Genomic DNA, 12,116 nt, shown 5'->3' with positions numbered 1-12,116 from the left:
CGCGGACAGGCTTCGTACTCGACACGAACACGTGGCGCGGCTGCACAGGCTGGGGGCCGGCACTTGACAAATCAGCATCAGAAATGCTGCGGCTGACCATGGACGCAGTGTACTTTGCCAAAGAACTTCGCAATGGCTGGGAGTCTCGTGTCTCGCCGATTCTTTTGAACGGGGTCGTTGGCCCTGCAGGCGATGGTTACGCTCCAGGCGAGGTGCCGGACGTAGGACTGGCCCGTGAGATGCATCGACCGCAAATTGACTGCTTCGCCCACGAGGGCGTCGACATGGTTTCGGCAACAACCATGACCAATACCAGTGAGGCTATTGGGATCACACAGGTCGCGGTCGATGTGGGGCTGCCTGTCGTTGTGTCGTTCACGGTTGAGACCGACGGAAGTCTCCCCACGGGCGAACCCTTGGGCGAGGCGATCGACCGCGTCGACGCGGCTACCGGCCACGCGCCTATCTACTATATGGTGAACTGTGCGCATCCCGATCATTTCCTCGATGCCCTTAAAACCGGAGAAGATTGGGTTGGCCGTATTGGTGGCATCCGAGCTAATGCATCACGCTTGAGTCACGCTGAGCTCGACTTGGCCGAACATCTGGACGACGGCGACCCGGAGGAGTTCGGCACGCTATACTCCAAAATCAGTGATCTCCTGCCGAACCTGCTGGTTGTTGGTGGTTGCTGTGGCACCGACCATCGGCATGTCGGCTGTGTCTCGAACCACTTGTTCACGAAAGTTGCAGCCTAGTGAAGTCTGATTGCGTAGGCATCTAAACCTGACGGCACGGTCCGTACAGCCATCGTCCGCTTTGGATCACTAGCGGAAGTCAGTCTGGCTCCTCCGCATGCCCGCCGAGCACCAAAGGTGGACTCAGGGCCCTCAACTCGGAGCGGTACAGAGCCTCACACCTTGGGCGTTGTTGTCTCTGGAATTTCTTGGCTCAGCGGTCGTAGCGGTACAGACCATACAGGCCAGCGGGATCAACATAGATCTCACGAGCGTTCATGAAGCCGGCCTCGCGGCCGAGCTCCATCCAGGCCTTAGGCGTTTCGGGTAGATCACACGTCGATATGTGATGGAAAATTTGATCCCACTCTTCGGGCGCAAGAAACGTCCAGGCCGGCTTGTTGAGGCGCGCATAGCGATCTAGGTAACTCTCAAGACTCTCGCCTTCGCGCATGATCGGCTCGTACACCATCAGGAACCTGCTCGTCGTGTCGCAAAGTGCCTGCATTAGAGCGCGCTTCCCATCAATCGTAAGGTGATGAACCGACAGCCCGCACCAAGAGACGTCTGACGTGTGATGTCGGCCGGTCAGCTCCGTCACAAAGTCTGAGTGATCCAAATCGACGTCGAAGGAAACACCATCAAGATTCTTGGCGGCGAGCTCAAGCGCGGGTTGCGAAAGATCGATGCCCCGGTAGTGACGGACCTGGGTGTTCGCCAAGGCCTGCTGCATCTGACCGGCATCCCCGCAGGCAATGTCGAGAAAATCAATTGGATCAGGAATAGCTGACAGCGTTCTGTGCAGGATGTCTCCGACTTCCTTATGGGCGAGAACATCATTATCGACGATTTTTTGATATGTCGACCAGCCCTTCTGGAACTGCTCGAGCGCGGCTTCGTCGTCAACGGTCCCACTGTGATCAATGTGATGAAGGTGAATGCTCATGTCAGTTGTCGTTGCACTGAGTGGGCGCCTTGTCGAGGATTTGCCTCAGACCGGCGACTATGAGTTTTCCCAATTCTCTGTCGTCGCATACGTAGTGCTCATACTTCAGCCGATCTCGCGACAGACGATTTGGATTGAGGTCGAGGATACGCTGCTTGCTCTCCGCCAAGAGGCCCAGATTCTCTAGGCCCTTGGCGCCCATTCTCTGGCAGTATTCGGCGATTTCTTCTAGGCGTCGAGGCAAAGACGGACTAGCACGTGTTATGGCACCGCCGCCCCTTCTTCTTCTCAAGGACATCTCGCTCTCCTACGGCCACACGCCGTTGCTGTCGGACGCTGTGTTGTCGATCGGACAGAGCGAGCGCCTTTGCTTGGTGGGCCGCAATGGCTCAGGCAAATCAACACTGCTGAAGATCGCCGCCGGCATAATCGACCCCGACGGCGGTAGCCGCTTCGTCCAGCCCGGCGCCACCATCCGCTATCTGCCCCAAAGTCCGGACCTTTCCGGCTATGCCACCACGGCCGCCTTCGTCGAGGCGGGACTTGGCCCCGGCGATGACCCGTATCGCGCGCGCTATCTGTTGGAGAGCCTTGGGCTCACTGGCGATGGATCGCCTGCCAATTTATCGGGCGGCGAGAGCCGGCGGGCGGCCTTGGCCCAGGTCTTGGCCCCGGCCCCCGACATCCTACTGCTCGATGAGCCCACCAACCATCTCGACGTGGCAGCGATCGAGGGATTGGAGACGGTCCTCAAGGCCTCCCGTTCAGCCGTGGTGATGATCAGCCATGACCGCCGATTTCTTGAGAAACTCTCGCAAGCGACGGTGTGGCTCGATCGCGGCATAACCAGGCGGCTCGAACAGGGCTTCGGCGCGTTTGAAGCGTGGCGAGACGGCATTCTTGAAGAGGAAGAGACGAACCGTCACAAGCTCGACCGCAAAATTGTCCGGGAGGAACATTGGCTTCGCTATGGCGTGAGCGCCCGACGGAAGCGCAACCAGCGCCGTCTCGAGAACCTGTTATCGCTTCGCGGCAAGCGCACGGCCGCCAAGCGGAACCGCACGCAGGCCGACGTGAAGATGGCCGCCCATGAGGCCAACGAGACCGGGCGGAAAGTCATCGAAGCGCGGGGCATCGCCAAAAGCTATGGCGACCGGGTTCTGGTGCGTGACTTCAACATAAAGATCGCCCGTGGCGACCGGGTTGGCCTCGTCGGACCGAACGGTGCGGGCAAGACCACGCTTATCAACATGCTCACCGGGGCACTTGCACCTGACGCCGGCCGCGTGAAGCTCGGCACAAATCTCGAAGTGGCGACACTCGATCAACGGCGCGAACAGCTTGACCCCGAGAGAAGCCTCTCCGCGACGTTGACCGGCGGGAGTGGCGACACGGTGATCATCAACGGGGAAGAGCGTCACATCATCAGCTACATGAAGGACTTCCTATTTCAGCCGGAACAGGCGCACACGCCCATCAAAGTGCTGTCGGGCGGAGAGCGGGGCCGGCTGATGCTCGCCCTCGCGCTGGCCCATCCGTCCAACCTTCTGGTCCTCGACGAGCCCACAAACGATCTCGACCTAGAGACCTTGGACGTGTTGCAGGAGTTGCTGGCGGACTATCCGGGTACCGTGCTGCTGGTCAGCCATGATCGCGACTTTCTCGATCGCACGGTCACTTCGATCGTCGCGTCGGAAGGTGACGGGCAGTGGATTGAATATGCGGGCGGTTATTCCGACATGGTGGCGCAGCGCGGGGCTGGTGTCGGCGTGCCTAGGCGAGACAAGCCCGCGGCTAAGAAGGACGCGCCGGCGCCTTCGCCCGCAACGGCGGCACCCGCGCGCCGAAAGCGCTTGAGCCCTAAGGAGCAGCATCTTTTGAATACGGCGCCGGCGCGGATGGACCAGCTCACGGAAGAGATTGCGCGGCTGGAAAAAGTCGTGGCTGACCCAAGCTTCTACTCGAAGGATCGCGAGGCATTCACGGCGGCGGCGGAGGCCTTGAACAAAGCGCAAGCCGAACTCACCGATGTGGAAGAAGAGTGGCTGCGACTCGAACTGCTGCAGGAGGAACTCGCAGCGGAGACCGGCAGGTCCATTGTGCCATGAGGCGCCACGGCCCAGACCGATGGCTGCGCCTCGAAGGCTCCGTTTGGCCAATAGTCTCGAACCGTGTAGATTTTGAAGGAAGCAGGCCGCTGTCCGCCATAGGTCCGGACATGAGACGGCCTCATAGTGCGCCCTCATGGAGACCACCCGCACCATAAACCGACTATACGTCCTCTTATGCGGTTATGAGGCGTTGCCACGGGGCGTCTCGATCTGTGGTGGTGGCGAACGGTTCGTCATGAGCGTGCCGGTCTCGGCCTATCTCTAGGAGACAGGGCAAGGCTACATCTTGTTCAACACCTGGGTTGACCCGATTTCCCTCTGAAGGCAAAAGCCGCCATGACTGGTATAGGCCAATGGGCCGCCCCCGGTCAGACTTGTTCTGGAAGTCAAAAAAGCCTTTGGTCTAATGCTGATTGGATGAGGCCTTTTCTTGGCTGCCTCCAAGAAAACTGTGCCCGCTCGCAAGTGCGTAGAGAGAAGACCCCAGAGGAAACGAACAAAGATGAAAGACAAGACCATCAAGGCTGATGAAGCCATCGCGCTGATCCGCGACAACGACGTCGTCACGACAACGGGTTTTGTTCAAAGCTGCATTCCCGAAGCGCTGCATGCTGCGCTTGAGAAGCGGTATGTCGAGACGGGGGCACCCCGAGACCTCACGCTGATCATGTGCGCCGGCGCCGGCGACAGTAAGGGCCTGGGCACTGGCCGCCTGCACCACGAGGGGCTTTTGAGACGCGTCATCGCCGCCAATTTTGGGCGCATGCCCAAAGTCGCCGAGGCGGCTCAAGAGAATCGGATCTGCGGCTACAACCTACCCCAAGGCGTCATCTCGCAGCTCTACCGCGCCTGCGCAGCCGGCCAGCCGGGCCTGTTCTCCAAAGTTGGTCTTCACACCTATGTTGATCCGCGTCTCGATGGCGGCAAGGTCAACGACGTGACCGAAGAAGACATCGTCAAGCTTGTCGAGGTCGAAGGGGAGGAGTGGCTGTTCTACAAGGCCACCAAGATCGACGTGGCATTCATTCGCGCCACCAGCGCAGATCCGTCCGGCAATCTCAGCATGGAGAAGGAGGCGCTGACACTCGATAGCCTGGCCCAAGCCATGGCCGCCTATAACAACCATGGTCTTGTCGTCGCGCAGGTAGAGCGCATCGTCGAACAGGGTTCGCTCAAACCGAAAGACGTCAAGGTACCCGGCATTCTCGTTGACTGCATCGTGGTCGCCGATCCGCCGGAGATGCACCGTATGAACTACGGCGTGATCTACGATCCAGCGTTATCCGGCGAGATTCGCGTGCCCGTGGATGCCATGCCGAAAATGCCGCTCGATGCCCGCAAGATCATTGCGCGTCGTGCCGCGTTCGAACTGCCCCCGAACGGCGCGGTCAACCTGGGTGTGGGGGCGCCGGACGGCGTCGCGTCCGTCGCCAATGAGGAGAAGGTCACGCCCTATATCACGCTCACGACTGAAGCTGGTGCCGTCGGCGGCGTGCTCGCGGGCGGATCCAGCTTCGGCTCTTCGGCCAACGCCCACGCTATTATCGATCAGAACACAATGTTCGACTTCTACGATGGCGGCGGCCTCGATCTTACCTGCCTCGGTATGGCGGAGTGCGACGAACAGGGCAACGTCAACACGAGCCGCTTCGGCGGACGCCTCAACGGCTGCGGCGGCTTCATCAACATCTCGCAGAACTCCCGTGCCGTCGTCTTTGCCGGCACGTTCACCGCCGGTGGGCTTAAGGTCGAGATCGAGGATGGTAAGCTCAAGATCGTTCAGGAAGGCCGCGCCAAGAAATTCGTCAAGCAGGTCGACCAGATCACATTCAGCGGACCCTTCGCGCAACAACGCTCACAGCCGGTGATCTATGTGACCGAGCGCTGTGTGTTCCAGCTAACGCCGGAGGGCCTTGAGCTGATCGAAGTTGCCCCCGGGATCGATATCGAGCGAGACATTCTCGCGCATATGGACTTTGTGCCGGTCATCCTGAAGCCCATGCCCATGGACCACCGGCTCTTTATCGACGAGCCGATGGAGCTATTGTCTGATCTGATGAACCTGAAGCTGTGGGAGCGTGTTAGCTACGACGAAGACCGGAACATCCTGTTCCTGAATCTGGAAGGCTGGAACGTCCGTAAGAAGAGCGACATCGACGATCTCCAGAAGGTTCTATCCGATGCCTGCGAAAAGGCTGGCAAGCGGGTCAACGCCGTCGTCAATCACGATGGCTGCCGGATCGCCGAGGACCTCTATGACGACTATGCCGCGATGATCGAGCATATGATGCAGCATCACTACGCCTCGACGACGCGCTACACGACAAGCGCCTTCATGCGCCTCAAGATGCAGGAGGCTCTAAGCAAGCGCGGGCTCGCACCGCACGTGTTCGAGAAGGCGTCCGAAGCTCACAAGGCCATCGGGCTCGAAGATGACGGCACCGCCAAACCAGGGTCTCAGCCTGCCGAAGCGCATATGGGCAAGTACGGGCGCTGACAAACGGAGCGGTCGACACCACTCCGTTGCGTTTAGGCCCAAGTGCGGGCGGCTCCTGAAGCTAATGCACGCAGTCGGTAATGGTCTGCTAGACGAGTACATCGCCTGTGCCAACCCGTGAAGCTGGCGAGTTGACATCCGACCGCCCCACCGTTGGAACTATAACCAAGCACCATTATAGAATGTCGGATGAAAATCGAATCGGATGCGGTGGCGGCAGACCATGTGGCACAATTGGAGACGACTTCTTGGCCTCCTTTCCATCAGCTTATCGGTGGTAGCAGTGGTCGCCTTTACAGGACCAATACAGGCCGCACAATCGACCACGATGAATAAGGGCATTGAGCCCCCTGCGATGAGCGCGAAATCGGTCTTCGTGATGAACGCGGATACCGGTGAGGTCCTGTACGAAAAGAATCCGGACGAGGTCTTTAGGACTTTGAGCCTGACCAAGCTGGTCACTGCCTACATCCTCGTGGACCGGATGGGTGACCGGCTCTCCGAGACCATCACAATCGACCGGCTGCATCTGACCGGCGGATCGTCCGCGAAGCTAAGGCGGCGCGACATCTGGACGCTCCAGGATCTGCTCTATGGCATGGTCCTGGTTTCGGGCAATGATGCCTCGCTCGCGATTGCCGACGCCGTGGGGCGCGACCTCCTGACCGCGGAAGGCGTACCCGCAGACACCGCCAAGGCGACAAAACGCTTCGTCGAAGAAATGGGGACCGCGGCCGAGGCCCTCGGCGCCGCCAACGCGACTTTCGCCGACCCGTATGGCCTGTCGGCAAAAAACGCCGCCACGGCGCGCGATATGGGGCTGATTGCAGCGAAGGTCTTCACCGATGCACGGCTCCTGCCCGCCTGGGCCTGTACCGAGCGTAGGCTGCATATCGACGGAAAGCGGCCGCGCGACGTCGCCCTGAAAACGAGCCTCGAAATTCTCGGCGAGGGTTCGGTGATTGGCGCCAAAACGGGATCATACATGTCCAAGAACATCTACAACCTCGTGGCCGCGTGGCACGCACCCAACGGCCAAACCATTGTCGGCGTGGTGCTGGGCAGTACCAGCAATGCCGCCCGCTACGGTGAGATGAGGTCCCTCATCGATGCCTTGCCGCGCGATTTTCCCGAGCTTGGCGTGATCGCGACCGACGCGAGTCTACGACCGGCCGGCGCGTGCGACTAGCGCGGCCTTTCCTGGGAAACCCGCCTGAGAGCTTGGGTGAAGCCCGAGGTTAGACCTTGGGGCCTATGTCGGTACTCGCCCCGGGGGCGCTCTAGATCGGGGGTCGGGGCTGTGGCATAGTGGACCCTAAGCGTAGGGAGTAGCATAAATGGCCGAGCACAAGCTTCTCGGAATTCTTCTGGTGATCGGTCTGTGCCTCATTGCAGGCGTGTTCTTTTTGATCGACACCGAAGATACGACCACGAAAGACACGATGGGCATGACGGTCGAGGTTGCACCGCCCGTCGAGACGGCCGGCTCAGCCAATCGGAATGCCAAGCCGATCATGGGAAAACCCCTGCCCCCAGGTTCGCCCCTGGCCGGCAAGGTCCTCGTTTCAAAACGACCCGTGGACGTCCTGTCGTCGCCAAATCCATCCGCGTCGGCGCTTTACAGCCTCCCCATGGGGCGGCCGTTTCGCGCCGTGGCTATGCAAGGCAACTATCTGCGCATCCAGGACGTGAATAGTGGCGCCGGCGGCTGGATCGAGAAAGCCGCCCTCGCGCCGGCCCCGGCCCAGAAGCGGGCTGTGGAGGCGACGCCCGCCGCCCCGCCGCCCCGGGCTACGGCCTCCACACCGCGCAGGGCAGCTCCGACCAGGGCAGCTCCGAGCAGGGCAGCTCCGACCAGGGCAGCTCCGACCAGGCCGAGGCAGGGCTCAACCGTCACATCCTCCCCGACCAAGAAGAAGCCTAAGCGGCGTTCCGGCGGACTGTTCAGTGGCAATGGGCCTTTAAAGGGTCTGTTCGGAAACTAACGGCCGCGTCAGACCAATCGGCAGCAGTTTGCGGCTTGGTGCGGTAGCACTACATCGATGCGCGCTAAAGCGGCCGGCGTCTCCCCACGGGGACGCCAATGATGAGATCCACGCTCGCGGACTCGACCCCCATCGGTTCGGGCGCCGGGGCCGACAACGAACGATTGTCGAGTTGCACAACGATCCAGACCAGCACGATAGCGCCGGTCAAGCCGAACAACTCCGCGAGCTGATAGCGCCGTATCACGGTCCGGAGACAGACGGAACGCCGCGGCCTTAAAAAGCGTTTACGCCCGTAGTAGGGTGTCATCAGGCTGAACATCGTCGTATGCCGATCGTTGGTTCCGGTGGCGGCCCGAAAGCGATTTCTTCGGTCTACCTGAGGCGAGTAAAAAAACCGTTCACGACGACGCTGATTCCCCGCATTGCATGGAGACCCTGCGCGCAAGGTGAGCGAATTATTGACGTTGGAAACGCCATGCGCCTGCTTCTGGTCTCTGACCTGCACTACTCGCTGCCGCTGTTCGACTGGGTCGTCGGCGTCGCTGGCGATTTCGACGTCGTGGTCATGGCCGGCGACCATCTCGATCTCGCCTCGCTCGTCGACGGGCGCGCGCAGGCCACCGTGGTCAGGAAGTACTTCGACCGCATTCGCGCCAAGGCAAAGCTCCTCGTCTGTTCGGGCAACCACGATCTTGATTCCAAGAACGAGGCGGGCGAGTGGATGGCGCGGTGGCTGCTCGGGCGGCGCAATGACGGAGTGCTCTCGGACGGCGAGTCGACCAAGATCGGCGACATTTTGTTTACGGTCTGCCCCTGGTGGGACGGCCCCGTGTCACAAGCCGAGATCGGTCGACAATTGGCGACGGCCGCGAAGGATAGGCGGGGGCGTTGGATCTGGCTCTATCACGCGCCCCCGTCGAAATCGCCCATCGCCTGGAGCGGCCAACGCTATTTCGGAGACGATGCGCTTTTGCGATGGATCGATGAGTATAAGCCTGACATCGTAATTTGCGGCCACGTGCACGAAGCGCCCTATGTGGCGAACGGGTCATGGGTCGACCGCATTGGCTCGACGTGGGTGTTCAACACGGGACACTACTTGGGTGCGCCCCCAGCGCATATCATTATGGACACCGACGAAAAGGAAGCGGTCTGGTTCTCGGCTGCCGGAACACAATACGTGCACCTCGAGGACGGCCTGACGCGCCCCATTCCTAACCTTCAAGCGCTGCCGGACTGGCTTACAGCCGGGAATCTGTCTCCCGCTCCGGACCAGGCTTGAACTCCTCTTCCTGATTGTGCATCAGCGTGTCCAGCACCTCCCCGACCATGCCCAGATGGTCGGTGCGGTCTTCGAACTGCTGCTTAATATCGGCGAGATAGCTGGTCGCCGCATTAAGCCGCCCGGCAATTAGCTTGGCCACATGATAAGCGATTTCGGGATTGGATCGCAGAAAACTCGCAGCATCGTCGAACACGTAAAGAGTACAGGGCGTCATGGTACGGACAGTCGCGGTATGAGGCCGGTTCAGCAGGACGGACATCTCACCAAACAGCGCACCCGGTTCCCCGACAGTGGCGACTTGCGTGTCGCCGCGTAGGACCTCGACCATCCCATCCTTCAGCACGTAGAGATGCCCCGACGTCGCACCCTCGGGCAACAAAACCTCGTCCGCAGGAAACTCGACCAGCGTTGCGCCCTGACAGATCTCGAAAAGCGACTGCATGGGCTTGAGCCTATCGCGCGCCTAAGGGTTGTCAAACGGCCGGCGTGAGACACGACGCCACATGGCTACTGGCCCGACAGCCAGTTGTTGAGAAGCTGCTTCCCGATGTCTTCGGGCTTAAGCTTCTTTTTCTTCTCGCCATCCTGTTTCTGACTCTGAGCAGCAGTGTCGGACGCAGCGGCCCCCTGCTCTGCAGCGGCGCTCGGTTCTTGAGGTGCCTGGCCACCGCCAACCAAACCGCCGATGCCCTGAATAAGCGCATCCTCATCAATCTTGCCGTCCTTGATCACGTTCGATAGAGGAATAGATTGCTCGTCGGGAGTGGGCGCTGCCTCACCTGGCGCAGCGCCTGCTTCGGGCTGCTGCGCTGCCTTATTGCCTCCCAGCAATCCGCCAATGCCTCGCACCAGCGCGTCCTGATCGATCTTGCCATCCTTGATCACGCCCTGTAGCGCCTCTGCGTTCTCGCCAAGGCCTGGGAGATTTTTCAGGTCCTTGCCGAACTGTTTGTAGCGTGCGATCGCCTCCGCGGGATTCTCCAGGATGCCCTTGATGTCGGGATAGATCTTGGGATTCGCCCAGGGCCCGACAATCATCACCGGCACGCCGAGGCCGGACATTTCCTGAGTCCGCCCTTGACCTTCCAGCGACGCCACAAGCTGTGGATCTACACGAAGTTTCAGGGATCTTTTAGGAAGGTTGACCGTCCCCCCGCCCTTCACCGTCACAAGCGGCCCCACCAGATGTATGTCGTCAGTTTGGGCCATACCCTTGTTGATCTGGAACGACGCTCCCAGCGATGCGAAATCGGTCTTCTCGGTTGCGGCACCCTGCCAACCACTGACGGAGCCCTGACCCAGATTACGAATCATCTTCGCGATATTCACCCCGCGAATAGCGCCGTTTGCGAATTCAACGTTCGCCTGTCCGCCAAGCGAGCCGAAGATCGCCCGCTGATTGGAGCCGGTCGCGCTGAGATTCACCGACACGGTGCCCTTGCCCTCTATCGACTCCAAGCCTGTCGCGTCCTTTAGAAACGTGTTGCCGTCGACGTTCTGCAATGACGCATTCACCCGCTGCGCTGGCACCTTGCCGCTCGCATCGATAAATACTGTGGCATTGCCTGCACCGCCATAGAGCCCAAACTGAGCAAGCTTCGCGTCGAGCTTGCCCCCATTGAGCGTAACCTGCAGCGAAACGGGAGCGATCTTGACCTGATCATAAACGAGCTGCTCCGCACGCACATTGATCTGGCCATTTACCGCCTTCAGGGGCGCGAAGTTGATCCGCTCATTGCTCCAGCCGCTACCACCGCCCTTTGCGCCGCCCGCACGCTTGGCACCGCCCGCAGGCTTGGCGCCGCCACCGGCTTTACCGGCATTGCCTCTATCTTTTTTCGCGCCATCGGCTTTGGATGGGGCCGACTTGCTGCCGCCCGTCATCGCGTTGATGTCGATGGTCTTCGCTCCGATCGCGGCGGCGACATAGGGCACCTTGTTTGCAAGATTGATCTGAGCCTGGCCTGCGAGGACCGTTCCACGCACATTTGCCCGCAATGGGTTGATGGTGACCATATTGTCCTTGTACTGCACATTGCCCGCGAAGGTATCGCGCCCTACCGTCCCGGTCAGTTGGCTGAGTGTCGCCGCACTGTCCTTGTAGACGGCCGATCCCGATAGTGTTTTGTCGCCGGACTTGGCTCTAAACTGCGACAGGGTGAGCGTCTCGTTCTTGTAGGACATGCTACCGCTGAGGCTCACCGGATCATCCAACGTGCCAGGTATGCTCGCCTTGAGACGAACGGGCACGGTTGCGCCACCAAGGAAGGGGCCGAAGTTTTCGACCGAGGCGCCGACTGTCATTGCTTTGCCGTCGACAATGGCGTTTGTCTCCAGCGTCAGCGGCGCATCGTAGCCCGGCAAGGACGCCTCGAGATTGAGCTTCTCAATGCGCGTGCCCGGCTCCCCGCCCGAGGGCGGCAGGGTCACTGAGCCATTGGTGATGATCAGCTTGTCCAGGGAAATGGACTTCAGTTGCTCGGCGAAGTCGGCCATGCCCGAACCCTCCGCGGCAGCGGGTGCCGCGGGCGCCGCACCTGGCGGGCCGGCCG

At 60.5% G+C, this 12,116-nt stretch carries 12 protein-coding genes; 8 read left to right on the top strand and 4 right to left on the bottom strand.

The window, feature by feature from the left end; genetic code table 11:
* The coding region (locus WBQ77_RS07785; protein ID WP_424059682.1) for a homocysteine S-methyltransferase family protein at positions 1-758 on the top strand (758 nt) is incomplete at its 5' end.
* A 193-nt stretch (positions 759-951) separates the two neighbouring features.
* Here WBQ77_RS07785 and WBQ77_RS07780 read toward each other — a convergent pair.
* A complete protein-coding gene (locus tag WBQ77_RS07780; RefSeq protein WP_424059680.1) occupies positions 952-1,683 on the bottom strand; it encodes a class I SAM-dependent methyltransferase in 732 nt (243 codons plus the stop codon).
* Here WBQ77_RS07780 and WBQ77_RS07775 point away from each other — a divergent pair.
* The 6 genes from WBQ77_RS07775 (at position 1,682) to WBQ77_RS07750 (ending at position 8,276) form a co-directional block, all read left to right on the top strand.
* Positions 1,682-1,870, top strand: a complete 189-nt coding sequence (locus WBQ77_RS07775; protein WP_424044934.1) for a hypothetical protein — start codon at positions 1,682-1,684, stop codon at positions 1,868-1,870. The genes WBQ77_RS07780 and WBQ77_RS07775 overlap by 2 nt on opposite strands.
* A 76-nt stretch (positions 1,871-1,946) precedes the next feature.
* A complete protein-coding gene (locus tag WBQ77_RS07770; protein WP_424059678.1) occupies positions 1,947-3,791 on the top strand; it encodes an ABC-F family ATP-binding cassette domain-containing protein in 1,845 nt (614 codons plus the stop codon).
* A 136-nt stretch (positions 3,792-3,927) separates the two neighbouring features.
* Positions 3,928-4,059, top strand: coding sequence for a hypothetical protein (locus WBQ77_RS07765; protein ID WP_424044931.1), 132 nt, complete (start codon positions 3,928-3,930; stop codon positions 4,057-4,059).
* A gap of 237 nt (positions 4,060-4,296) precedes the next feature.
* The gene (locus tag WBQ77_RS07760; RefSeq protein ID WP_424059677.1) at positions 4,297-6,291 is read left to right on the top strand and encodes an acyl CoA:acetate/3-ketoacid CoA transferase; all 1,995 of its coding nucleotides are present in this window, start codon (positions 4,297-4,299) and stop codon (positions 6,289-6,291) included.
* 205 nt (positions 6,292-6,496) lie between these two features.
* Positions 6,497-7,480, top strand: a complete 984-nt coding sequence (locus WBQ77_RS07755) for a D-alanyl-D-alanine carboxypeptidase family protein (protein ID WP_424059675.1) — start codon at positions 6,497-6,499, stop codon at positions 7,478-7,480.
* Between the two features lie 148 nt (positions 7,481-7,628).
* Entirely contained in the window at positions 7,629-8,276 is a 648-nt protein-coding gene (locus WBQ77_RS07750; RefSeq protein ID WP_424059673.1) for a hypothetical protein, read from the top strand.
* Between the two features lie 64 nt (positions 8,277-8,340).
* Here the strand turns inward: WBQ77_RS07750 and WBQ77_RS07745 are convergent, their stop codons facing one another.
* Positions 8,341-8,487, bottom strand: coding sequence for a hypothetical protein (locus tag WBQ77_RS07745; protein ID WP_424059671.1), 147 nt, complete (start codon positions 8,485-8,487; stop codon positions 8,341-8,343).
* A 267-nt stretch (positions 8,488-8,754) separates the two neighbouring features.
* Here WBQ77_RS07745 and WBQ77_RS07740 point away from each other — a divergent pair, with 267 nt between their 5' ends.
* Positions 8,755-9,561, top strand: coding sequence for a metallophosphoesterase family protein (locus WBQ77_RS07740; RefSeq protein WP_424059669.1), 807 nt, complete (start codon positions 8,755-8,757; stop codon positions 9,559-9,561).
* Here WBQ77_RS07740 and WBQ77_RS07735 read toward each other — a convergent pair.
* Both WBQ77_RS07735 and WBQ77_RS07730 read right to left on the bottom strand, forming a co-directional pair.
* Positions 9,521-10,006 (bottom strand): Crp/Fnr family transcriptional regulator, encoded by a 486-nt coding sequence (locus WBQ77_RS07735; protein ID WP_424059667.1) that lies wholly within the window; start codon positions 10,004-10,006, stop codon positions 9,521-9,523. The genes WBQ77_RS07740 and WBQ77_RS07735 overlap by 41 nt on opposite strands.
* Positions 10,007-10,071: 65 nt before the next feature.
* A partial coding sequence (locus tag WBQ77_RS07730; RefSeq protein WP_424059665.1) for an AsmA family protein occupies positions 10,072-12,116 on the bottom strand: 2,045 nt, incomplete at its 5' end.

It is taken from the genome of Methyloceanibacter sp., from assembly GCF_049590335.1.
In the GTDB taxonomy this organism is placed as follows: domain Bacteria; phylum Pseudomonadota; class Alphaproteobacteria; order Rhizobiales; family Methyloligellaceae; genus Methyloceanibacter.
This window is presented reverse-complemented; position numbering and strand designations above follow the sequence as displayed.

Coding starts and splice junctions, on each gene's coding strand:
- WBQ77_RS07775 (WP_424044934.1), top strand. CDS start 1,682: ATGTCAGTTGTCGTTGCACTGAGTGGGCGCCTTGTCGAGGATTTGCCT.
- WBQ77_RS07780 (WP_424059680.1), bottom strand. CDS start 1,683: ATGAGCATTCACCTTCATCACATTGATCACAGTGGGACCGTTGACGAC.
- WBQ77_RS07770 (WP_424059678.1), top strand. CDS start 1,947: ATGGCACCGCCGCCCCTTCTTCTTCTCAAGGACATCTCGCTCTCCTAC.
- WBQ77_RS07765 (WP_424044931.1), top strand. CDS start 3,928: ATGGAGACCACCCGCACCATAAACCGACTATACGTCCTCTTATGCGGT.
- WBQ77_RS07760 (WP_424059677.1), top strand. CDS start 4,297: ATGAAAGACAAGACCATCAAGGCTGATGAAGCCATCGCGCTGATCCGC.
- WBQ77_RS07755 (WP_424059675.1), top strand. CDS start 6,497: ATGCGGTGGCGGCAGACCATGTGGCACAATTGGAGACGACTTCTTGGC.
- WBQ77_RS07750 (WP_424059673.1), top strand. CDS start 7,629: ATGGCCGAGCACAAGCTTCTCGGAATTCTTCTGGTGATCGGTCTGTGC.
- WBQ77_RS07740 (WP_424059669.1), top strand. CDS start 8,755: ATGCGCCTGCTTCTGGTCTCTGACCTGCACTACTCGCTGCCGCTGTTC.
- WBQ77_RS07735 (WP_424059667.1), bottom strand. CDS start 10,006: ATGCAGTCGCTTTTCGAGATCTGTCAGGGCGCAACGCTGGTCGAGTTT.